Origin of the sequence: Pantoea sp. CS_6, from assembly GCF_041954745.1 — a bacterium.
Lineage (GTDB): Bacteria > Pseudomonadota > Gammaproteobacteria > Enterobacterales > Enterobacteriaceae > Pantoea > Pantoea stewartii.
Genome location: NZ_JAVAYG010000001.1, coordinates 250,204 through 272,167, shown reverse-complemented (window position 1 = coordinate 272,167; position 21,964 = coordinate 250,204). Strand labels below are relative to the sequence as shown.

General features: G+C 51.6%; 27 protein-coding genes and 1 tRNA gene. 19 read left to right on the top strand and 9 right to left on the bottom strand.

The genetic code is table 11. The annotated features are described in order from the left end of the window. Positions 1 to 25: 25 nt before the first annotated feature. The 11 genes from fliJ to RAC90_RS01130 all read left to right on the top strand — a co-directional run bounded on the left by fliJ (position 26) and on the right by RAC90_RS01130 (position 9,085). Positions 26 to 469 carry a flagellar export protein FliJ gene (gene fliJ / locus RAC90_RS01180; protein WP_033742078.1) on the top strand — a complete coding sequence of 148 codons (444 nt, stop codon included), beginning with the start codon at positions 26 to 28 and terminating at the stop codon, positions 467 to 469. After that, the gene (locus RAC90_RS01175) at positions 466 to 1,734 is read left to right on the top strand and encodes a flagellar hook-length control protein FliK (RefSeq protein WP_033742080.1); all 1,269 of its coding nucleotides are present in this window, start codon (positions 466 to 468) and stop codon (positions 1,732 to 1,734) included. The genes fliJ and RAC90_RS01175 overlap by 4 nt, the downstream gene beginning before the upstream one ends. A gap of 129 nt (positions 1,735 to 1,863) precedes the next feature. Beyond that, entirely contained in the window at positions 1,864 to 2,349 is a 486-nt protein-coding gene (gene fliL / locus RAC90_RS01170) for a flagellar basal body-associated protein FliL (RefSeq protein WP_006119574.1), read from the top strand. Between the two features lie 4 nt (positions 2,350 to 2,353). Then, complete coding sequence (fliM, locus tag RAC90_RS01165; protein ID WP_006119575.1) at positions 2,354 to 3,361, top strand: flagellar motor switch protein FliM; 1,008 nt, start codon at positions 2,354 to 2,356, stop codon at positions 3,359 to 3,361. After that, positions 3,354 to 3,767, top strand: a complete 414-nt coding sequence (gene fliN, locus RAC90_RS01160) for a flagellar motor switch protein FliN (RefSeq protein WP_006119577.1) — start codon at positions 3,354 to 3,356, stop codon at positions 3,765 to 3,767. Before fliM ends, fliN begins: the two co-directional genes overlap by 8 nt. Position 3,768: 1 nt before the next feature. Beyond that, entirely contained in the window at positions 3,769 to 4,167 is a 399-nt protein-coding gene (gene fliO / locus RAC90_RS01155; protein ID WP_033742082.1) for a flagellar biosynthetic protein FliO, read from the top strand. Continuing rightward, positions 4,167 to 4,898, top strand: a complete 732-nt coding sequence (gene fliP / locus RAC90_RS01150; RefSeq protein ID WP_033742230.1) for a flagellar type III secretion system pore protein FliP — start codon at positions 4,167 to 4,169, stop codon at positions 4,896 to 4,898. Before fliO ends, fliP begins: the two co-directional genes overlap by 1 nt. 26 nt (positions 4,899 to 4,924) lie before the next feature. After that, complete coding sequence (fliQ, locus tag RAC90_RS01145; protein ID WP_033742083.1) at positions 4,925 to 5,194, top strand: flagellar biosynthesis protein FliQ; 270 nt, start codon at positions 4,925 to 4,927, stop codon at positions 5,192 to 5,194. After that, positions 5,194 to 5,979: a flagellar biosynthetic protein FliR gene (gene fliR, locus RAC90_RS01140; RefSeq protein ID WP_006119583.1), complete on the top strand. Its 786-nt coding sequence runs from the start codon at positions 5,194 to 5,196 to the stop codon at positions 5,977 to 5,979. The genes fliQ and fliR overlap by 1 nt, the downstream gene beginning before the upstream one ends. Positions 5,980 to 6,606: 627 nt before the next feature. Beyond that, a complete protein-coding gene (rcsA, locus tag RAC90_RS01135; RefSeq protein ID WP_006119584.1) occupies positions 6,607 to 7,242 on the top strand; it encodes a transcriptional regulator RcsA in 636 nt (211 codons plus the stop codon). 136 nt (positions 7,243 to 7,378) lie between these two features. Beyond that, positions 7,379 to 9,085, top strand: coding sequence for a methyl-accepting chemotaxis protein (locus RAC90_RS01130; protein ID WP_039338285.1), 1,707 nt, complete (start codon positions 7,379 to 7,381; stop codon positions 9,083 to 9,085). Positions 9,086 to 9,191: 106 nt separating this feature from the next. On the opposite strand, the gene dsrB is transcribed toward RAC90_RS01130, so the two are convergent. Together dsrB and RAC90_RS01120 are read right to left on the bottom strand one after the other, a co-directional pair. Then, positions 9,192 to 9,386 (bottom strand): protein DsrB, encoded by a 195-nt coding sequence (gene dsrB, locus RAC90_RS01125; protein ID WP_006119586.1) that lies wholly within the window; start codon positions 9,384 to 9,386, stop codon positions 9,192 to 9,194. A 62-nt stretch (positions 9,387 to 9,448) separates the two neighbouring features. After that, entirely contained in the window at positions 9,449 to 9,607 is a 159-nt protein-coding gene (locus RAC90_RS01120; RefSeq protein WP_006119587.1) for a YqaE/Pmp3 family membrane protein, read from the bottom strand. Positions 9,608 to 9,911: 304 nt separating this feature from the next. On the opposite strand from RAC90_RS01120, the gene RAC90_RS01115 reads away from it, so the two are divergent. From RAC90_RS01115 to RAC90_RS01105, 3 genes are all read left to right on the top strand, one after another. Next, positions 9,912 to 10,142, top strand: coding sequence for a DUF2525 domain-containing protein (locus RAC90_RS01115; RefSeq protein ID WP_058708344.1), 231 nt, complete (start codon positions 9,912 to 9,914; stop codon positions 10,140 to 10,142). A gap of 365 nt (positions 10,143 to 10,507) precedes the next feature. Next, positions 10,508 to 11,293, top strand: a complete 786-nt coding sequence (locus RAC90_RS01110) for a mannosyl-3-phosphoglycerate phosphatase-related protein (protein WP_058708345.1) — start codon at positions 10,508 to 10,510, stop codon at positions 11,291 to 11,293. Positions 11,294 to 11,333: 40 nt separating this feature from the next. Next, entirely contained in the window at positions 11,334 to 12,554 is a 1,221-nt protein-coding gene (locus tag RAC90_RS01105; protein ID WP_033742089.1) for a glycosyl transferase, read from the top strand. Between the two features lie 94 nt (positions 12,555 to 12,648). Here RAC90_RS01105 and RAC90_RS01100 read toward each other — a convergent pair whose 3' ends face one another. The 5 genes from RAC90_RS01100 to RAC90_RS01080 form a co-directional block, all read right to left on the bottom strand. Beyond that, positions 12,649 to 12,831, bottom strand: a complete 183-nt coding sequence (locus RAC90_RS01100) for a YodC family protein (RefSeq protein WP_033742091.1) — start codon at positions 12,829 to 12,831, stop codon at positions 12,649 to 12,651. Between the two features lie 172 nt (positions 12,832 to 13,003). After that, entirely contained in the window at positions 13,004 to 13,135 is a 132-nt protein-coding gene (locus RAC90_RS01095) for a hypothetical protein (RefSeq protein WP_006119592.1), read from the bottom strand. A gap of 44 nt (positions 13,136 to 13,179) precedes the next feature. After that, the gene (locus RAC90_RS01090; RefSeq protein ID WP_054633597.1) at positions 13,180 to 14,082 is read right to left on the bottom strand and encodes a DUF808 domain-containing protein; all 903 of its coding nucleotides are present in this window, start codon (positions 14,080 to 14,082) and stop codon (positions 13,180 to 13,182) included. Positions 14,083 to 14,181: 99 nt separating this feature from the next. After that, on the bottom strand, positions 14,182 to 14,457 hold the full coding sequence (locus RAC90_RS01085; protein ID WP_006119595.1) for a hypothetical protein: 276 nt from the start codon (positions 14,455 to 14,457) through the stop codon (positions 14,182 to 14,184). A 65-nt stretch (positions 14,458 to 14,522) separates the two neighbouring features. Continuing rightward, positions 14,523 to 15,002, bottom strand: coding sequence for a very short patch repair endonuclease (locus RAC90_RS01080; RefSeq protein WP_006119596.1), 480 nt, complete (start codon positions 15,000 to 15,002; stop codon positions 14,523 to 14,525). 232 nt (positions 15,003 to 15,234) lie between these two features. Between RAC90_RS01080 and dcm the strand changes: the two genes are divergently transcribed. Together dcm and RAC90_RS01070 are read left to right on the top strand one after the other, a co-directional pair. After that, entirely contained in the window at positions 15,235 to 16,623 is a 1,389-nt protein-coding gene (gene dcm, locus RAC90_RS01075; RefSeq protein ID WP_058708346.1) for a DNA (cytosine-5-)-methyltransferase, read from the top strand. A 101-nt stretch (positions 16,624 to 16,724) separates the two neighbouring features. Beyond that, positions 16,725 to 18,341 carry a methyl-accepting chemotaxis protein gene (locus RAC90_RS01070; RefSeq protein WP_375123927.1) on the top strand — a complete coding sequence of 539 codons (1,617 nt, stop codon included), beginning with the start codon at positions 16,725 to 16,727 and terminating at the stop codon, positions 18,339 to 18,341. A 69-nt stretch (positions 18,342 to 18,410) separates the two neighbouring features. Here RAC90_RS01070 and RAC90_RS01065 read toward each other — a convergent pair whose 3' ends face one another. Then, positions 18,411 to 18,662: an Arc family DNA-binding protein gene (locus RAC90_RS01065; protein WP_058708348.1), complete on the bottom strand. Its 252-nt coding sequence runs from the start codon at positions 18,660 to 18,662 to the stop codon at positions 18,411 to 18,413. Positions 18,663 to 18,735: 73 nt separating this feature from the next. Beyond that, complete coding sequence (locus tag RAC90_RS01060; protein ID WP_375123846.1) at positions 18,736 to 19,440, bottom strand: phosphohydrolase; 705 nt, start codon at positions 19,438 to 19,440, stop codon at positions 18,736 to 18,738. A gap of 610 nt (positions 19,441 to 20,050) precedes the next feature. Between RAC90_RS01060 and RAC90_RS01055 the strand changes: the two genes are divergently transcribed. The 3 genes from RAC90_RS01055 to RAC90_RS01045 all read left to right on the top strand — a co-directional run bounded on the left by RAC90_RS01055 (position 20,051) and on the right by RAC90_RS01045 (position 21,855). After that, positions 20,051 to 20,734, top strand: coding sequence for a hypothetical protein (locus RAC90_RS01055; protein ID WP_033742103.1), 684 nt, complete (start codon positions 20,051 to 20,053; stop codon positions 20,732 to 20,734). 165 nt (positions 20,735 to 20,899) lie between these two features. Continuing rightward, positions 20,900 to 21,667, top strand: coding sequence for a DgsA anti-repressor MtfA (gene mtfA, locus RAC90_RS01050; RefSeq protein WP_205958567.1), 768 nt, complete (start codon positions 20,900 to 20,902; stop codon positions 21,665 to 21,667). Positions 21,668 to 21,779: 112 nt separating this feature from the next. Beyond that, positions 21,780 to 21,855, top strand: a tRNA-Asn gene (locus tag RAC90_RS01045). Positions 21,856 to 21,964 lie beyond the last annotated feature (109 nt).

Here is a 21,964-nt window from a genome sequence, read left to right as displayed (position 1 = left end):
GCGCGTTTGATATGAGGACATCGTAATGAAAACAGTCAATGCCATTGACACTTTGCGTGACCTGGCGGAACAGGATCTTGAACGCGCCGCCGTGCTGTTAGGCGATATGCGGCGTGGCCAGCAGGCTGCAAACGAGCAGCTCAGTATGTTGCTTGACTATCAGGATGAATACCGCAACAAGCTGAACAGCGACATGTCCAGCGGTATTGCCAGCAACCGCTGGACGAACTATCACCAGTTCATTCAGACGCTGGAAAAAGCCATTGAGCAACACCGCAGTCAGTTGCAGCAATGGAATCAACGACTTGAACAGGCACTGGTTAACTGGCGTGAAAAACAACAACGCCTCAATGCCTATCAGACGCTGATTACCCGGGCAGAAGAAAATGCATTACGACAAGAAAACCGTCTCGACCAGAAACGGATGGATGAATTTGCCCAACGGGCTGCACTGAGGAAAGGCGAATGATTACGCTGCCAAACATTGCGTTGACAACGAAAACAACCGGCACCGCTGAAACATCGGGGACTACCGATCTGCTGAGCGGTGGCGAGGCGCTACCGAAGGACTTTATCACTACGCTGGGAAATCAGTTGCTTTCCCTGGCGAAACTGCACAGTAAAACCACGGTTGCAGCAGAAAAAAATAGCGTCGCTGATGACGACAGCAAGGTTGCCACGTCGTTGAATGCATTGATCTCTTCGCTGGAAAACCCGACTGCACTCAGTGCGCTGTTTAAACCGGAAAATATTAAAGCCGGTACAAAATCAGCCGATGATAAGGGTGACGCGAAAGAGGCCGCGCTGAACAGCAGCGATATGCAAAATATTCAGGCGCTGTTTGCCATGTTACCGGCAACCGGCTTGCAACAGGCCGTGAAAGACAGCACGACGACGCGTGACGTGGATATGCAACGCGATGCCGGACCGCGTTCGGCCTTATCGGCACTGACGCAGGCGGTGACCACGGCTCTGAGCGGTGATGACAAAGACGCGAAAAACAGCAAGGTGCAGGATGGCGGTCGCCTGGCCAGTAACGTTGACCAGGCCAGCCGTGGGGTAACGCCCGCAGCCACGACGCAAACCGCATCGACACCGGCACAGTTGACGACAGACGCCAGTTTTCAGCAGATACTGAGCAGCGTCAACAAGCAGGATGAGCGTCCGATAAACGCTGCAGCTAGCGATAATCAGACGATGATTGCCGCGCCGATTACCAGCGCCAGCAGCGTTATGCAACCCTTCACGGCCTCTGCGTCGATGAACACGCCGTCTACGCCGATGCTGAATGCCCACCTGGGTAGCAATGAATGGCAGCAGGCCCTGAGTCAACAAATTGTGATGTTCAGTCGTAACGGCCAGCAGAATGCGGAGTTACGCCTGCATCCAGAAGATCTCGGTGCGATCCAGATCAGCCTGAAACTGAATAACGATCAGGCACAGTTAAATATGGTTTCAGGTCACAGCCATGTCAGGGCTGCACTGGAAGCCGCGCTTCCTCAGCTGCGCACTGCGCTGGCTGAAAATGGTATTAACCTGGGTGAGAGTCAGGTCAGCAGTGACAGTTTCGCGCAAGGGCAAAGCTTCCAGCATCAGCAGGAGGCGCGTCGCGACGGACAGCACGGCAGCTTCTCTCTGACCCAGGACAGTGATAACGACATCACGCCGATTGCCGTACCGCAGGCTCTTCAGGCCCGGTTAAACGGTAAGGGCGCCGTCGACACCTTTGCCTGACAGCGACAAACGCTGAAGGTAAGCGTAAAACCCGTGTCTTTTCTTGCCATTGTTTGACTTAAGACACGCGATAATCTGTTCAGGTGAGCCGAGAGGCTCGCCCATAATTCACAGGAAGTAACTGCTAAAATGTCTGATAACGCGAAAGCTAAAGGTCGCAAACGTAAAATCCTGATTCCAGTGTTGCTGATCGTAACGCTGGCCGCTTGCAGCGTGGCAGGCTATGCAGTCTGGCGAATAATGAATAAACATGAGGGCGATAAGCCGGAGGTCGCGAAAGTTGAACCGCCTCCCGCCCCGGTCTTTTTTGCACTTGATACATTTACGGTTAACCTGGTCAATCCCGACAACGATCCAGACCGTGTACTGTACGTAGGGTTTACTCTGCGTCTGCCGGATGAAGAAACGCGTCGTCGGATGAGTGACTATCTGCCTGAGGTTCGCAGTCGTCTGTTACTGCTGCTTTCTCGCCAGAGCGCTGCTGCGCTGGCGACAGAGCAAGGAAAGCAAGCGCTTGTTGAGCAAATCAAACAGGCGCTGGCACCACCGCTGGTGAAAGGTCAACCTCCGCAGGTCGTAGACGACGTACTGTTTACCGCCTTCATTTTGAGGTGAATCAATGGGCGACAGCATTCTCTCCCAGGCTGAAATTGACGCGCTATTAAACGGCGACAGTGGCAGCGCGGAAGAAGAAAAGAAACAAAACGGGCCAGAGGGCGATATTCGCCCTTATGATCCCAATACCCAGCGCCGCGTGGTGCGCGAGCGTTTACAGGCGCTGGAAATTATTAACGAGCGTTTTGCCCGTCATTTCCGTATGGCGCTGTTTAACCTGCTGCGCCGTAGCCCGGATATCAGCGTGGGCGCGATCAAGATTCAGCCATACCATGAGTTTGCCCGCAACCTGCCGGTGCCAACGAACCTGAACCTGATCCACCTGAAGCCGCTGCGCGGCACGGCTCTGGTCGTGTTTTCACCGAGCCTTGTGTTTATTGCCGTTGATAACCTTTTTGGCGGAGATGGGCGTTTTCCGACTAAAGTAGAAGGACGTGAGTTCACGCATACCGAGCAACGCGTCATTCGTCGTATGCTGAAACTGGCGCTTGATGGCTACAGCGATGCGTGGAAAGCGATTTATCCTCTGGATGTCGAGTACGTCCGTTCGGAAATGCAGGTGAAGTTCACCAACATCACCACATCGCCTAACGATATCGTCGTCAACACGCCGTTCCAGGTCGAGATTGGCAACCTTGTCGGTGAGTTCAACATCTGTATTCCGTTTTCGATGATTGAACCTTTGCGTGAAATGCTGGTGAATCCGCCGCTGGAAAACTCGCGGTCAGAAGATACACACTGGCGGGACAATCTGGTGAAGCAGGTTCAGCATTCTGAACTGGAACTGATTGCCCATTTTGCTGAAACGTCGTTGCGTCTGTCACGCGTGTTGCAGCTGAAACCCGGCGATGTCCTGCCGATTGAAAAACCCGAGCGCATTATTGCCCACGTGGACGGTGTGCCTGTTTTAACCAGCCAGTACGGTACACTTAACGGTCAGTATGCGCTGCGTGTAGAACATTTGATTAACCCGATTTTGAATTCGCTTAACGAGGAACAGCCCCATGACTGACAGCAAGAAACCGTCCGATGACACCATCTCTGCGGACGATCTGTGGGCTGAAGCAATGAATGAGCAGGTGGGCTCTGGTGCCAGCACCTCACAAAGTGATGACGTTTTCAAATCGTTTGAAAGCAGCAACACTTCAGGCTCATTGCAGGATATTGACCTGATTATGGATATCCCGGTAAAACTGACTGTGGAACTGGGCCGCACCAAGATGACCATCAAAGAACTGCTGCGTCTGACACAGGGTTCTGTGGTCTCACTGGATGGTCTCGCAGGCGAGCCGCTGGATATCCTGATTAACGGTTACCTGATTGCGCAGGGTGAAGTCGTGGTCGTTAACGACAAATATGGTGTGCGTATCACCGACATCATTACGCCTTCAGAACGTATGCGCCGTCTGAGCCGTTAATATGAATAACCAGAATCATACTGTCCAACCGGCTACGCCGCAGACGCCCGCCATCTCAGCGGGCTCTGTACTGACTCAGGTAAGTGGTGTTCTGGTTGTTATTATCCTGTTGATTCTGGCATGCGCCTGGCTGGCCCGTCGTATGGGCTTTGCGCCGAAAAAAGTCGGCAGCCGTGAGCTGACGCTCACGGCCAGTGTCCAGGTCGGTCAGCGCGAGCGCGTCGTCATCGTTGATACGCCAGATGCCCGTCTGGTACTGGGCGTAACGGCACAGCAAATTACCCACCTGCATACGTTGCCACCGGGTTCACCCGATGTAGACACCGCGGAAAAGGCAGCACCGCAGGATTTTCGTCAGTTATTACAGAATCTGGTTAAACGTCCCGGAAAAAACCCATGATGCGTCGACTGCTCCCTCTTCTGCCGCTGCTGTTGCTGGCACCGGTTGCTCACGCCCAGTTACCAGGCCTGGTAAGCCAGCCATTAGCCAATGGTGGCCAGAGCTGGTCACTTCCGGTACAAACGCTGGTATTTATTACCTCATTGACGTTTCTGCCGGCCATTCTGTTAATGATGACCAGCTTCACCCGCATCATTATTGTTTTTGGTCTGCTGCGTAATGCGCTGGGCACGCCCTCTGCGCCGCCCAATCAGGTATTACTGGGCCTGACGCTCTTTTTAACTTTTTTTATTATGGCACCTACCTTTGATAAAATTTATCAGGATGCCTATCTGCCTTTCAGTCAGGATAAAATCAGTATGGATGTGGCCATTGATAAAGGCGCACAACCCCTGCGTGAATTTATGCTGCGTCAAACGCGTGAAGCTGATTTAGCGTTATTTGCCCGTCTGGCAAATACGCCTCCGATTGTCGGGCCGGAAGCCGTGCCGATGCGTATTTTATTACCTGCTTATGTGACCAGTGAATTAAAGACCGCCTTCCAGATTGGATTTACCGTCTTTATTCCTTTTTTAATTATTGACCTTGTCGTGGCCAGCGTATTAATGGCGCTGGGTATGATGATGGTGCCGCCGGCAACCATCGCCCTGCCCTTTAAATTAATGTTATTTGTTCTGGTAGATGGCTGGCAGTTGCTGGTTGGATCGCTGGCACAAAGTTTCTATTCCTGATCTTGTGAGTGGCACAGGAGATATTCATGACACCTGAATCGGTAATGGTAATGGGCCAGGAGGCGATGCGCGTCGCGTTGCTGCTGGCCGCTCCGATGCTGCTGGCCGCCCTGGTCAGCGGTTTACTGGTGAGCTTGCTACAGGCAGCGACCCAGATTAATGAACAAACGCTGTCTTTCATTCCTAAGATTATTGCGGTGGCGGCCACGGGCGTCGTTGCCGGTCCCTGGATGTTAAACGTCTTGCTGGATTATATCCGCACCGTTTTTTCTAACCTGCCCTATATCATCGGCTGATGATTACGCTCGACAGCAGCCAGCTTGTTCACTGGATAAGCCAGTTTTTCTGGCCGATGGTGCGCATTCTGGCGCTGATTGCGACAGCGCCGGTATTGAGTGAGCGCGCCATCAGCAAACGGGTGAAAATCGGCCTGGCGGCCATGATCACCTGGCTGCTGGTCCCGCTGTTACCGCCGGTGAACGTCACCCTGTTTTCGCCGGCCGGTTTCATGCTGCTGATTCAGCAAATGCTGATTGGTATCGCCATTGGTTTTACGATGCAGTTTGCCTTTGCAGCTGTCCGGGCGGCCGGTGAACTGATTGGTTTGCAAATGGGTCTGTCATTTGCGACGTTTTTTGATCCCGCCAGTCGGCTTAATATGCCGGTCCTTGCGCGTTTTCTCGACATGCTGGCCATGTTACTGTTTTTATCCTTCAACGGTCATTTGTGGCTTATCTCACTGTTGGCGGACAGTTTTCATACACTTCCTGTAGGTGGAACACCACTTGAAGCTAATGCTTTTATGGCGCTGGCAAAATCAGGCGGCATGATTTTCCTTAATGGCATGATGTTAGCGTTACCCTTGATCGTTCTGCTACTCACACTAAACATGGTCCTGGGTTTGTTAAACCGTCTTTCACCACAGTTATCAATCTTCGCGATCGGCTTCCCGATTACCTTATCAGTCGGCATTTTGACGATCAGCCTGCTGATGCCCCTTCTCGCCCCGTTCTGTGAGCACCTGTTCGGCGAAATATTTGATCTTCTGGCCCAGTTCCTCACCGAACTGTCCCCCTCCTGAACATTAAGTATCTAACTATTTTTCCTTTTCCATACTTAAGAAATTCACAACTATCCGGGCATTTTTCAAACCATATTTTCCAGAAATCAACTAAGGATATTCTGATAAATGTGCGATAAGTCTTAAAATAATTCTTATTAAACCGCGCATCGCGTATTTTAGTCGGGCGGTACACAGAGTCATCGACAGGGTTGTTTTGGTGATAAAATCGGCAATGCATTGAAATTAAACAAGAAAAAATATTGTGTGATTTTTCTTGTCAGAAAATGTTTTTTCCGGCATTGTCAACTCACTCTTCAACCTTACACTTTCGTGAAACAAATGTTTTTAAGACTTGTCCTATCAGAAAACTCTGGGTTTTCAGCGATAGTGACATTGCTCCCAAAAACGGTGTTTCGCGCCGGTACGACTTTACATCAATACCCGATGTGGATTCGACGCCAGGTGTGGGGCCAGAGTAAGAAAAAATTTTGCAGAACGGGTCAAGGAAGAAGACTTTTACGGGCGTTTGCCCGTTGCCACGCTGCATCAGCAGAATAAAAAAAAGCGCTTTGGAAATCTTCTCGTACCGCAACGCGTAATTCATCGTTGATTTAAACGGATAACAAATTGGTGAGGGTCGCTAACATGCCAACGATTATTATGGATTCCTGCAACTACACACGCCTGGGATTATCGGACTATATGTCTTCTAAAGGAGTGAAGAAGAAAAATATTACTTCTGTCTCCGATATTGAGCAATTACAGCAAAGATGTGAGCAGTTGAAACCAGGTGTTGTGTTTATTAATGAAGACTGTTTCATTCACGAAACCGACTCTAGCGAGCGCATTCGCAGCATTATTAATCAGCATCCCGAAACACTGTTTTTTATTTTTATGGCCATCAGTAATATTCATTTTGAAGAATATCTGTATGTCCGAAAAAATTTAATTATTACGTCGAAAGCCATTAAACCTTCAACGCTGGATTCTCTCCTTAGCACGTATTTGCAAAAGAAACTTAACATGTCTCCGCGTATTTCCTCAGGGCTGGACGTTCACCCTCTGACGTTGAGCCAGACTGAGTCAAATATGCTGAAAATGTGGATGTCGGGTCATGATACCATTCAGATATCCGACAAAATGCAAATTAAAGCGAAGACGGTCTCTTCCCATAAAGGAAACATTAAGCGGAAAATTAAAACGCACAACAAGCAGGTTATTTACCATGTCGTGCGCTTAACCGATAACGTGACCTCTGGTATTTACGTTAACGTAAGATAGTTTGCCGCCTCACAGAACTGGCCCAAAAGGCCGGTTTTTTTTAGTGATTAGCGATCAAGATCTCAATTTTCAGCATAAACCTTTTCCTGCTCCTGCCGATGTTTTTTTCATCAGGCCCCCTTAAGAGAGCAAGGAAATGAACACAACGCTGATTAATGAAGGACATCACAACGTCAGTTTTTGGCAAAATCTCAGACTGGTCCCGCTGTTTAGTTTGATTTTCGGCGGGATATTATTTTTGTTCGCACTCTGTATAGGCATTTCCAGCTACTTCCTCATCCTGAGTAATCAGTCGTTGAAAGATGCGACTGAGGAAATTCAGGTCCGCAACGGTCTGATCGACAGCTCCTCAAACCTCCGCTCTGCCCGACTGAATATCATCCAGGCCGGTGCGGCCGCGCGTATTGGTGAGATGGATGATTTCAATGCCAACCTTGCCGCAACGGATGAGCGTATTAAGCAGGCTGAAAATGGCCTCAACGTCTACCTGAACCGCAAGAATAAAACCCCCGAAGACGTCAGGCTGGACGAAGAGCTCACTACTCGCTTCAAAGAGTATGTTCAAAAAGGCCTGAAGCCGATGATTGATGCCGGTAAACAGGGCAGTTTCGAAAGCATCATTGCCCAGGAAACCGACACCACGCGTAAACTGGATAACGCTTATAACGCTGTGCTGGTCAAGGCGATCAAACTTCGGGATATCCGTTCTGATTTCATTAACGCCAAGGCTGCCGAACAGTCACGTATTGGTTTTATTTCCATGGGTGGTGCGTTTGTGGCTGCGCTGGTGCTGGTGCTGCTGACCTTTGTTTTTCTCCGTCGGGTCGTGATCACGCCTTTACGCAAATCGGTTGCCCATATCGAGCGTATCGCTCAGGGTGACTTAACCGCCCCTTCAGTACCGCACGGTCGTAACGAAATCGGCTTACTGCTGGATAATCTGCAGCGCATGCAGGAATCGTTAGTCAAAACGGTCGGTACGGTGCGTGAAGGCGCTATCGCCATTTATCAAGGCTCCAGTGAAATTTCAGCCGGTAACACCGACCTCTCCTCGCGGACGGAGCAGCAAGCCGCCGCCCTTGAGCAGACCGCAGCCAGCATGGAGCAGTTGACGGCGACGGTGAAACAGAACGCCGATAACGCGCACCATGCCAGCCAACTCGCAGCCGATGCATCAGATAAAGCACGCAACGGTGGCGACATGGTCAGTGGTGTAGTGAAAACCATGAACGATATTTCTGGCAGCTCGAAGAAAATTGCTGAGATCACCAATGTGATTAACAGCATCGCTTTCCAGACCAATATTCTGGCGCTGAACGCCGCCGTCGAAGCGGCGCGCGCAGGGGAGCAAGGACGTGGCTTTGCGGTTGTTGCGAGTGAAGTCCGTAGTCTGGCACAACGCAGCGCCCAGGCCGCGAAGGAAATTGAATCCCTGATTGCCGAGTCTGTGAAGTTAGTCAGCAGTGGCTCGCATCAGGTTGGCGAGGCCGGCAGTACGATGGGTGAAATTGTCGAAGCGGTGCGTCGCGTGACCGATATCATGTCTGAGATTGCTGCCGCCTCGGATGAACAAAGCCGCGGTATTCAGCAGGTGAGCCAGGCGGTAACGGAAATGGATAACGTGACCCAGCAGAACGCCTCGCTGGTTGAAGAAGCCTCAGCGGCGGCGGCATCACTGGAAGATCAGGCGGGTAAACTGACGAAAGCGGTTTCCGCATTTCGCTTAGTCGACACACCGGTCGCGAAAACTCCCGATGTTAAAGACGTGGCACCGAAAGCGAGCTCACCCGTGCTACGTCCGGTAGCCACTACCTCTGGTCATGAAAACTGGGAAACGTTCTGACCCAAGCAAACGCCCCTGTCCTGTGACATGCGTGACAGGACAGATAAAAGTAAACGCCCGCGACATCCTCAGACATCGCGGGCGTTTTCATCAGACTGACCGATAATCAGGCGGGAACCCAGGGCTCGACAAAAACGCCGTCCCGGTGATTATTCTCGTTAAAAAACCAGATCCCCTGCGGGTAATCGTCCAGCGCCACCAAAAACATCGTCCCTTCGTTAAAAGGTTCTACCGCCAGGATCGTACCGATTCGCCGGGGTCCACCGTCGGTTTTAACGCTTACGCGATCGTCTACCTTCATCTGTTACTCTCCAGAAACGTTCCTGATAACAGTGTAATGGAAGCGTAGGACGAATGCAGGCATTAACGGCGGGCAATCACCCACACGGCATGGACGATGCCGGGAATGTAGCCGCACAAGGTCAGTAAAATGTTCAGCCAGAACGCGCCGCCAAAACCGACCTGCAGGAAAACGCCCAGTGGTGGAAGTAAAATAGCAATAAGAATTCGAAGTAAGTCCATAACCATTCCTTTAGGTACTGAGAAAAACCGTTTTGCTTACCAATATAGCCGTTTTCTGAAGGGTTACAGGAAAAGTCAGGTAAATCTGAGTCAGGGTTTTTTTCGTTTTCCTGACACTTCACAGCCGGACGTTTAACACGGGAATCGTTACACTTCATTGCGTTGCTTTCCTACCCCAGGAAAACAACACACCCAAAGTAACAAGGATTATTTTGCCCGCGCAGCGCGGGCTTTTTTTTACCCTTCCCTGCTGTCAGCCCGCCGTTCTATACTCAGTATTCACGTTGCTCTTTGGAGGCAGACTATGACGCATTTTCTCGCTTCAGATGAAAACCAAAGTGATCGGGACAGTGAAATGGATGCGCTTCTTCATGCCATCCAGCGTGACACGGCAGGACGGGTACAGGACTATTTTTCGCCTCAGGTTGCGCAGGCTGAAAAAAATGCTGGCGGGCCGACAGCGCCGTGCCGTGAACCTGCGGAGCAGTGTGAGATGGACATTCACGATTGCCGCTACAGTGAGATCAATCGCTAGCGGGATCGCTCGCCGGGCGGAATAGCAGGCAAAAAAATACCCGGCACAGGCCAGGCAAGTATTAAAATCGTTACACCAGGGAAGACATACTGCTTTCTCAGAGTAGCTGTTCCGGTAATGAAAACAAGCTTCTGCGATGCACGTTTCGCTCATCTTATTCTGCTCCTGCTCTCCTCCTGCCTACGCAAGCCGCAGCGTGCGCGCCATGCGTCGTGCACATTCTGACCGCTCCCGCTTTTTGTCCTATCGGGTTTTAAGAATCCTCCTGGTTCTGTCTGCATGAGTACGGAACCTCGGGCCTTTTCAGGACTCAACTACACTAAACAGATGCCGTGGCTAACGTGAGCCGTGTGGAGGAGACCTGGATGCCCAACCTGAATGAATCGCTGATGATCGTGACCGACCTCGATGGATCGCTGCTTGACCACCACGACTACAACTGGGATGCCGCCACAGCATGGCTGGAGACCTTCAGCCAGCATCAGATTCCTGTGGTGATTTGCTCCAGCAAGACGGCGGCGGAAATTCTGCCGCTGCAACGAAAAATCGGGATTAGCGGTACGCCGTTTATCGCCGAAAACGGCGCGGTTCTCTATCTCCGTGAGGACAAACCCGTTCGTATCCCTGACGATAAGCTGAACTACGTCGCCATCTGTCGGATTCTTAGCGCGATGAAACAGCAGTTCCGCTTTAGCGGCTTTCAGGATTTTAGCGACAGCGACGTGTCGGCAATGACAGGTTTACCGGAAGCCGAGGCCGCGCTCGCCCGCCAGCGCGATGCCTCCGAAGTTATCGTCTGGCGCGATACCGACGAGGCGTTAGACCGTTTTCGCCATGCGCTGGCTGACTACCATTTGACGCTTACCCAGGGCGGCCGCTTCTGGCACGTGATGCCGGCCCGAAGCGGAAAAGGCCATGCCCTGCATAAATTACTGTCGCATTACAGCCATCAGGATTTGATCACGATTGGACTGGGTGATGGCCCTAACGATGCACCTATGCTCGATGCGGTCGATTATGCCATCGTGATTAAAGGCTTCAGCAAAAACCCTGTCACGTTAACGCGTAATGATGGGCAGGTTTATCATACAACGCATCACGGCCCTGAAGGCTGGCGCGAAGGTCTGGACCATTTTTTAACGCAGCCATGAACGGCTGTGGTTCCTCGGGCAACCCCATAAGGATGATGCAATGAGTGATTTCTTTCAGAATGGCGTAATTACTAACTTTCATAATCTCACGCACCGCAGCGTCGAATCGCTGGAAAAAGAGATGGTGCGTTTTGCGCGTAAACGCAAAATGGGGTTAATTCTGCCCTCCCTGTTTTCTGAGCTGGAAGGACCGGCACTGAGCAAAATCGTCGATGAACTGGCGAAAGTGCCGTATCTGAATGAAATTGTCATCGGCCTTGACCGGGCCGATCGCGATCAGTTCCTCCATGCCCGCGAGTTCTTTTCTCGCCTGCCGCAGCGCCATCGGATCTTATGGAATGATGGTCCCCGCCTGAAGGCGATCGACGCGGAACTGGACAAAGAAGGTTTGTCGCCGACGAATCCGGGCAAAGGGCGTAACGTCTGGTTCTGCACCGGCTATACGCTGGCCTCCGACCGCACCAGCTGTGTCGCGCTACACGATTGCGATATTGTTACCTATGAGCGCGGTATGCTGGCACGTCTGCTTTATCCGCTGGCGAATCCCGCGTTTCAGTATGAGTTTTGTAAAGGATTTTATGCGCGTGTCGCCGACGGCAAACTCAATGGTCGCGTGGGCCGTTTATTAGTCGGGCCGTTGCTGCGTTCTCTGCAAAAAGTGTATGGTCACTCGGAGTACCTTGATTACCTCTCCAGTTTCCGTTACCCGCTCTCCGGCGAGTTCGCCATGCGTACTCATGTCCTTAACGGGATTAAAATTCCGGGTGACTGGGGCCTGGAGATTGGCGTGCTCTCCGAGATCTATCGCAATTACACCACACGCCAGTCGTGCCAGGTTGAGATTGCGGATAATTATGACCACAAGCATCAGCCGCTGGCAGAGGATGACGGAACAGGCGGCCTGAAGCGCATGAGCAACGATATTGTTCAGTCGCTTTTACGTAAACTTGCCACCATGGGCGTGCCGCTCACCAGCGACTCCTTCCGCGTGCTGAAAGCCACCTACTATCGCAACGCGTTAGATATGATGGAAATCTACAATCATGAGGCCGCCATGAACGGACTGAAATTCGATCAGCACGTGGAAGAGGCTGCGGTCGAGATGTTTACCCAGGCTATCCTGGATGCGGGTCAGTCCTTTATAGAACGCCCAAATGACAAGCCGTTTATCCCAAGCTGGAGTCGGGTTCAGTCTGCCTTCCCGGATATTCTGCAACGAATTTACAAGGCGGTGGAAGAGGATAATGACGGTAACGTCTAGCATGCCATAGGTGGAAGACAGGCTATCACGTGACGTGATGCCTGGAAGGAAGACAGACGGGCCAGGTGTACAACACCGGCCCGGTCATCTGCAATCAGGACGTTAACTGCGGTTGTGACTCACGAGTGTGGCTGAGCTCGTCTGTCCGAAACGCCTCGCTTCTGACCGCATAACCATCATACCAGCGGCACTCTACCATGCCACTGGCATGACCGGTCACCACCATCGTTTGCCCGCCGTCCTTATGCTGCACTTCATCACTGATTGCAAAAACCATGTTGCGCCCTCTTTATCCATTGACATTAATTCTTAATATTTATTTATAGCATGGTAAAAAAGTTGCTGCTGTTAAGGCGCGCAGAAAAAGGGCAAATTCAGAATAAAGTAGAAGGTTATCCTGGAAAGGAATAAAGCGGATAAGAGGCTATCCGCTTCAGAGGGAGGATGAATCAGATTTTGCAGCCTTCGCAATCCGCTTCGTCACTCAGGTCGTCAGGCACTTCGGCCGCCTTTTTTTCTGCCTTGGCTTCGGCCTGCTCTAACTGAGCATCTATATCGAATTCAAACATATCGTCGCTCATTGTTTTCTCCCCAGAACGCGTAAAAGAAGGCGCTGTTATACCGATTACCCACGCAGTTTGGCAATAAGGTTAACCACTAAAAGCACGATCGACCCAATGATAAAACCAATCACCAGGTTAGCGCCGTTACTCAGCAGCCCTGACACCAGACCGCTAAACGGAGCGATAGCATTTTCAATAAAGTGGTGCAAAGGCGTTATCCCGTGAACAATGATGCCCCCTCCCACCAGGAACATGGCCAGCGTGCCCACCACGGTTAATATTTTCATCAGCCAGGGTGCCGCAGCCAGCAGCACGGCACCAACTGACTGGGCCACCCGTGACGATTTTTGCTTTAACCAGAATCCCAGATCATCGATTTTCACGATGCCCGCCACAATACCGTAAACGCCAATCGTGACCAGAATGGCAATGCCCGCCAGGATCAGAACCTGATTCAGCAGCGGTGCTTCCGAAACGATGCCCAGCGTAATCGCGACGATTTCGGCGGACAAAATGAAATCGGTGCGCACAGCCCCTTTAACCTTTTTCTTTTCAAATTCACGCGGGTCCTGCTTTGCCAGGTTATCCAGACGCTGCTGACGGGCCTCCGGTGAATTTTGCTGCTTGTCGTGTTGCAGGCTGTGCAGCACTTTCTCGACACCTTCATAACAAAGGTAAGCGCCGCCAATCATCAACAGCGGCGTGATTAACCACGGCGCAAATGCCGAGATAATCAGCGCCAGCGGCACCAAAATCAGCTTGTTCAGAAACGAGCCTTTGGCCACGCCCCACACGACCGGCAGTTCGCGATTGGCTTTTACGCCACTGACCTGTTGCGCATTCAGTGACAGATCGTCACCCAGAACGCCCGCCGTCTTCTTTGCCGCGACTTTGCCCATTACAGAGATATCATCCAGCAGCGTGGCGATATCATCCAGCAACGTTAATAAACTGGTTCCTGCCAAAATATGTCCCTTATTCGGTCATCGACAACGACTTACATCGCAAACAGTGGAAGCCTCATCCTCGACGAAGCCCAACGGCATACGATGCGTGCGTTGTGACTATTCCGGTTCGTTATGTTGACAACATGGGCATCGTTCGATTTCCGTTACCGTCATCTCTGCGATGCCCTCACAATCCCATTCGACGCGCACCGCTTGCCCAGCCAGTCCTTCGCTATGCAGGTATTTACTGACCGGGCTTTCCGTCATGCCGGTAATTTCTTCCGTGGCCACCAGCGTTTCGCCCACATAAATTCTGGCGGTGGCTTTGGTATTCACCATGCGCTCATCACGAATCTGGTAGAGACGTTTAACCGTCAGTTTTATGCTGCTCATCTCGGTCTCCCGGTCACGGAAAAGCGTCTATCTAACATGTTATGTTACTGATGTGCAAGGCCCGATCATTCCTGCTCACGATAATGATGAATGCCCTGATGATCGATTTCAGCACTGTCATTCATCACCAGTAACCACTCTTCCAGTCGTTCAAGCAACGCGTCGTCGTCGAGACGGAGTTTGCCACGCAGTGCACATTCCCAGATGATGAGAACCTTCCAGCCGCTCTCACGTAACTGCCGGACATAGCGATGGTCTCGTTCGACGTTGCTGTTAATCTTGCCTGTCCAGAACTCGGTGCGCGTGGCGGGTATCTTAAACAAATAGCAGTGATGACGATGCCAGAAGCAGCCGTGCACAAAGATAATGGCCTGATGAGCGGTCAGGACAAAATCAGGCCGCCCTGGCAGGTTTTTGTCCTGAACCCGGTAAGTGAATCCGCGATCTTTAAGCAATAGTGCGATGCGTTGCTCAATCGCAGTGTCCTGCTGGCGAATAGCGCGCATGTTTTTGCTGCGCGTTTCGCTGGAGTGAACGTCGGCCATAGCATCTCCTTAAAGGCTACTCTTTCAACTTTAGTCGCCGTCCTGAAAAGCGAAAGCCACCTGGACAAAAGCGGCCATTTTTTTGCCGCTTCCGGACGGTAATCACGCGTCCGGTGCTACCTGTCCTGACTTTTACACTCGCGTGTTTGCAGCCCATCGCCGCCGCGTCAGGCGGATTTCCTCATCGGGCAAGGAGTGATAGCATAGGCGCTTCACTGTTAAGGATATTTGCATGCACGCCGTCGCAACCGCTGAACCTCTTCTTTCTGCAGCTCTGCATTCCGATGAACTGAATCTGTTACACCAGGTCCTGTCGATCTATTCCGTCAGGGATATCGTTGCCCGACTGCATCAGGCCGGCTTTGCGCACTGGTCACCGACGCTCATCAACCGTATTCGTCAGGGTAAAAGCACGCTGCCCGTGCTGAGCACTGCGGAGCGGGATCTGTTCGAACGCTTATTGCCGTCTCGTCCTGCACATTATGATGCACCTGCGTTTCGTTTTGTTGATCTGTTCGCCGGCATCGGGGGGATTCGTCGCGGATTTGAGCGCATTGGTGGAAAATGTGTCTTTACCAGTGAGTGGAATAAAGAGGCGATTCGCACGTACCGGGCCAACCACTACAGCGATCCGCTTGAGCACCACTTCAATACTGATATCCGCCAGGTCACGCAGCCTGCCGGGCTAAACGATGAAGCAGCGATCTACTCCTCCATTGATGCAGCCATCCCCGATCATCAGGTGCTGCTGGCAGGCTTTCCTTGTCAGCCTTTTTCGCTGGCTGGCGTCAGTAAGAAGAATGCATTGGGTCGGGCGCATGGGTTCGAATGTCAGGCGCAGGGTACGCTGTTTTTTGATGTAGCACGCATTCTTGCCGCCAAAAAACCGCCCTTCTTCGTGCTGGAGAACGTGAAGAACCTAAAAAGCCATGACAAAGGCCGGACCTTTGCCATCATCATGGACACGCTGGATGAGCTGGGCTATGCCGTCGCGGATGCCGATGCCAGTGCACCGGATCCGAAAGTGATTGATGCCCGCCATTTCTTGCCTCAACACCGCGAGCGTATTGTGCTGGTGGGCATTCGACGGGACATTGCCGGCTGCGAGAATTTTACCCTGCGCGACATCAAACGCTTTTTCCCTGCCCAGGTGCCCAGCCTGCAAAGTTTGCTGGAAGCCGCACCTGATGATAAGTACATCCTGTCGCCGGTGCTGTGGCGTTATCTGTATCAGTATGCCAAAAAGCATAAAGCGCTGGGGAATGGCTTTGGCTTTGGTCTGAACGATCCGCGCAATCTGCAGTGCTGCGTGCGCACCCTGTCTGCCCGCTACTATAAAGATGGCTCTGAGATTTTGATCGATCGCGGCTGGGACGCGGATAAAGGCGAGCGTGATTTCCTTGATGCCACCAATATGGCGCATCGTCCCCGTCGTCTTACGCCCCGTGAATGCGCACGCATCATGGGCTTCGATGATGCCGGCAGTGAGCCTTTTCGCATTCCGGTCTCCGACACGCAAGCGTATAAACAGTTTGGTAATTCCGTTGTCGTCCCCGTTTTTGCCGCCGTGGCGCAGCTTCTCCTGCCCTACATTCACGATTTACAGCATAAAACACGCTAAAAGTTGCGCTTAGGCGCAACCTTTCTCCTCTTTTCCCGCTGCCAGGCGATATTGTCACAACCTCGTCATACAAGCCCAGAATACTGCTGCTTTTTCACTTGATGGGTAGAATGATGTCACCTCTCACGTTGTTATCCCTGCGCAGTCTGAAGCGTCGCTATCGCGTCAAACTGCCCCCGGTGCCCACCTGGCTTACCAGCCTGCGCGGCAATTTTATGCTGTTCGTTGTGCTGTTTTGTTTGCTGCAATCCATCGGGATTGTTCTGCTGACCGCGCAGGTCAGCCATACCAAAGTGAACCTGACGCAGGCGAGTGCCATGCGCGACCGGCTGGCGCTGCTCGATCACGCTCGCATAGAGCTGCTGACGGCCAGCGATAACAGTCACCGGGCAGGCATTTATCTGATGGAAGATCAGAAAAGTGGATCGGTGGACAGTTGGAAGAGCCTGGCGGAAACCGCAAAATCCTCACTCGTGCATGCAGAACAGCTGTTTGCTCAGGACCATGCCGTTCCCAAGGGGGAGCTTGAGCAGGGTTTCATGATGTTAACCCAGGGCCTTGAAGAGCAGCTTAAAGGCCTGGAAGCCAATAATATCGATGCGTTCTTTATGGTGCCGATGCAGGCTTATCAACAGCAGTTTAACAGCGCCTGGTTTAACGAAATCACCCAGGCCAACAAACAGCTTTCTGCCGTCAACAACCTGACACTGGAGACGCTGACCACCAGCCGTAACCTGTCGCTGCTGGTCACAGGGCTGCTGTTTACGCTGTTGCTGACGGGTGGAGTTTTGCTGCTGCGCGGCGTGATTATTCCTTTAAGACTGGCCAGCCGCCAGCTGCAGGCTATTGCCACTGGCGACTTAGTCAGTTGCCCGCAACCGCCTCGTCTGCAATCGTTAGAAACCGCCGGATTGTTTAACGCGGTGGCGGATATGCGGCAAGGGCTGCGCACCATTGTGGCAGAAATTAATACCATAGCCGCCAGCGTGGCGGAGGGTGCGCGGGAAATGCAGCATACCAATGACCAGGTAAGCGAGCACTATAAGGTGCAAAACAGCAGCTTTAGTCATATTTCACAGCGCCTGCATCGTGTCTCGGAAGAGGTTGAAAACAGTACGCTGTTTTCGCAACAGGCCGCACAGCAGGCACATGTCGCGGATGAACTGATGCAGCAGTGCGCCAGTCAGGTCGATGAAATGGAGGTGCAGATGCGCCACATCGTCGATTCCTCAGGGGAAATCGCCGGCATTGTCGAGCTGCTGGACGGTCTTTCACTGCAAACGCGTCTGCTGGCGTTGAATGCGGCGATTGAATCAGCGCATGCAGGGGTTTATGGACGCAGCTTTAGCGTCGTGGCAAAAGAGATGGGTACCCTGTCGAATAAAAGCGGCGAGTCGGCACAGCAAATTAACGGGCTGGTGAACAATACACAGCTGCATATTTCTGAGGGATTCAACAAGGTGAAGTCACTGGAAGCCTTGTTTTACCAAATCAGTCAGTCGGTCAGCGCCGTGGTCACCCAGTTAAAAGAACTGGAGGAAAACGCCACAGCACAAAGTCGCCGCGTGTCTGGCATTGCCGCCGAAGTGGTGGCGCTGGACAAGGAACTGCATACTAACGAGGGGCTTACGGCGCGGCAGGTACGCACCGCCGATACCTTACAACATCAGGCCTCACGCCTGGCCGAAAGCGTGCAACAATTTCGCATTGCCGTCTGAATACGCGCTCTGAATAAAAAAGCCGCCTTTATCAAAGGCGGCTTTCATCGCGAGAACAACCGATAACCATTATTTCTTTTTCTTACTCTGCTTCTTAAGCAGCGTACGCAGTTGTTTGATTTCGCTGGAACTTAAAGCATCCGACGCGCCTTCTTCCGTGTTCTGACTGTCGATGGCGGGATGAGAAGGTGCTTCGAGGCTGGCCTGCAGACGTTGCACGATCTCCTGACTCATTGATACCTGGTTTTCAAGCGCCAGCTGTTTAATGTGTTCTTTCAATGCAGGATCAATTTTAATCGTCAAATTAACAGTTTCGGTCATTTCCTCACTCCTTTTTTGTTATTGCTTCCACGCTACCGGATGACTGTATCGATTCCTATACTGTCATAAAAATTTAATATTCAGCGTGTAAGGGACTAAAATCACGAAGTACTGCTTCATCCAGACTAACCAGATTACCCTGCAGCTCAGCACACAACTTGGCCATATAGCGTACCAGGAAGTCCGCGTTGTGTTCTGCGAGTCTCCGCCCTGCTTCGGTTTGCATCGTTTCAGGCAACCGTAACAGCTTGGTTTGAAAGTGATCCAGTGTCCATTTCACATCATTAAGTTCACGCGCTTTCCCCAGCGGGTCTTCACTGTTGAACAGAAGACGGTTCATCGTACCGGCTGTGTAAAACACCCGGGCCAGCCCGATTGCACCCAGCGATTCCAGCCGATCGGCATCCTGAACGATTTTCGCTTCAGGGGTTTCAGGCGTGATGGCCGCGCTAAAACTGTGTGCCTGAACCGCGTGCATCACTCCACCGATTAATTCGGCAGGAAAATCCGTAAAGTCCTGCTGCAGGATACGCTGCGTTTCGCTGGCGGCGTAAGTGGAAGCCTTATGACGTTCAGGATGGTTTTTCGGTAAGTTCACCACGTCATGAAAGTAGCAGGCAGTCAGGACGATCAGGGGGTCGGCAGATGTACCTGCCATAATGCGCTGCGCGCTCATCCAGACCCGACGTAAATGCGCAATATCGTGTGCGCCATCATCATGAATCCAGTTTTTTTCAAACCAGGTTTCATAGCGAGCCTGCCAAAGTGCAAGTGACATAATCTTTTCCTGTAAGGGTTATTTTCGTCTCAATTGACGACCTGTTACGCGTATAGGCTTTGTCATCATAACGAATGGCTAATGACATTTTCTTTACATCGCTAAGGAAAAAGCCGGTCGGGACCTTTAAATTCCTCTTAAAAATGAGACGCTGATCATTTTTATGGCAATTTGCTACCAGGAAAACAGCCATTTGCTGCTTTTTCAGCCTTGACTGATTCAGTTTTAGGCAGGATGAATAGTTTAATATTAATAATGATTAATCAGCGCTATTTTATCTCAGAGTGAGGGAATTAATGTCATAATAAAAATGTAAAAAACAATAAAAGCGGCGAAAATTATAGATGGATAAATCTGAAAAGGTTCCTATTTTTGCCGATATAACGTACTGTATTCTCACTATCAGATGTCCGGTAATACGCGTTAACAGCAGTGCTGATGATTTTTTATCCACACCTGTCCGGTTGATTAAAAATCATCACAACTGAGCGAACCACACGGTGGCCAATTATCAGGAATAATGATTTATATTTTTTATGATATTGCCACCATTTAGGTGCCCTTTTTGTTTCAGCAGTAACCGGGATCGACTAATAAAAAGAGGTAATCCATGAAAGAGCGGCCGATTCTTTTTTCCGAACAGCGGGTCCGAGCCCTGCTGGTTGGCCAACAAACCCAAACCCGGCGCATAATGAAAACGCAGGCTTTTGGTCCAGGCCAGGATCATCATGAAGGGGTACATGCCTTTGATGTGCAGGCTAATCACCTGCACGGTGACAAAATGATGGCCATGAACGACATTCGTTATCATTGTCCTTACGGCATGCCTGGCGACAAGCTCTGGGTCCGCGAAACCTGGCGTGGCCCCATCGTGCCTGAACATGCGCTGGCGGATTATGAACGCGATCCCACCCCGTTTCGCTCGCCGGACTTTTGCCAGTACCGGGCGGACAGCAATGAACTGGGCCAACATACGTCAGGCGGACCGGACGCCGAGCAGTTTGGCTGGCAAACAGCCATTCATATGCCGCGCTGGGCAAGCCGCATCGACCTGATTATTACGGATGTGCGTGCAGAGCAGATTCAGGATATTAGTGAAGACGACATTATGGCGGAAGGTGTGCAGACCGACTCGCACTTCCTGAACAACTTCTTTACCATGAACGTCAATTCTGAACTGCCCAAAGAAGCCTACCGCAAAGCCTGGCAAAAACAGTATGGGGCAACCAGCTGGCAGGTTAACCCGTGGGTTTGGGTTATTGAGTTCGAGCGTGCCACGCGCGAATCAACTTAGCCTGCGCTTTGTGGGCTGAATCACAGACAATTTCCTTGCTAACAGGTTGAATATTGCTCCTTCATCCCTGAAGCCTGACGATGCCAGCATGCCGTTTTGATGCTGGCATTTTACTGTCTGGTCGCTCAGGGTTCTGCAATTGCAGCATTCAGTGCGGAACCAACGATGTTTAAATGGCCATGGAAAACACACAGCAATACGGATCTGACTGACCTGCCCTGGCAGGCCGGGCTGACACAGCCGATTTTTACTCTCCTCAACCACGATGAACGTCAGTCGCTGCAGGCCATGGCTCAGCATTTTCTGCAGCAAAAAAAACTGGTTCCGCTTGAAGGCTGTCAGCTTGATGCGCTGCGTACCGTGCGCATTGCTTTGCTGTTCTGCCTGCCGGTGCTGAAGCTGGGGCTCGACTGGCTGGACGGCTTTCACGAAGTGCTCATTTATCCCGAGCCTTTCAATGTGGATGACCTGTGGCAGGATGAGCATGGCCTGGTCCATCAGGCCCCCGCCGTCCATGCCGGGCAAAGCTGGACGCAAGGGCCAATCGTGCTCAACTGGCTGGATATTCAGGACTCCTTCGATCTTTCCGGCTACAACCTGGTCATTCATGAAGTGGCGCACAAACTGGATGCGCGCGGTAGCGGTTATACCAGCGGCGTGCCAATGATGCCGCTTCGTGAGGTTGCCCAATGGGAAAAAGATTTGCGTAGCGCGATGGCCGGGATTGAACATGAAGTGGAAAGTGTCGGTGAGCAGGCCGCCAGCATCGATCCTTATGCCGCCAGCGATCCGGCAGAGTGCTTCGCGGTATTATCCGAGTATTTTTTTACGGCCCCGGCCCTGCTGGCGGAGCGTTTCCCGGCCATGTACCGTCATCTTCAGCAGTTTTATCAGCAGGACCCGTTAAGCAGAACAGGAGCCGCCCACGACTAAATCGCCTGCTTTGCAGACGCATTGCTTTAAAGCTAGCCAGTTGAATGCTAAACGCTTTTATACTGTTGACACCCTGAGCCGACCTCGTTACTATTCGCCTCGTTCACACGATTCCTCTGTAGTTCAGTCGGTAGAACGGCGGACTGTTAATCCGTATGTCACTGGTTCGAGTCCAGTCAGAGGAGCCAGAATTAAAAAAGCCTGCTTACGAGCAGGCTTTTTGCTTTTCAGCCGATCGCCTTTCTCTGTCTTCTCTCCGCGCATTGCTTTACGGCCAAATTTAGCAATCTGCCATCA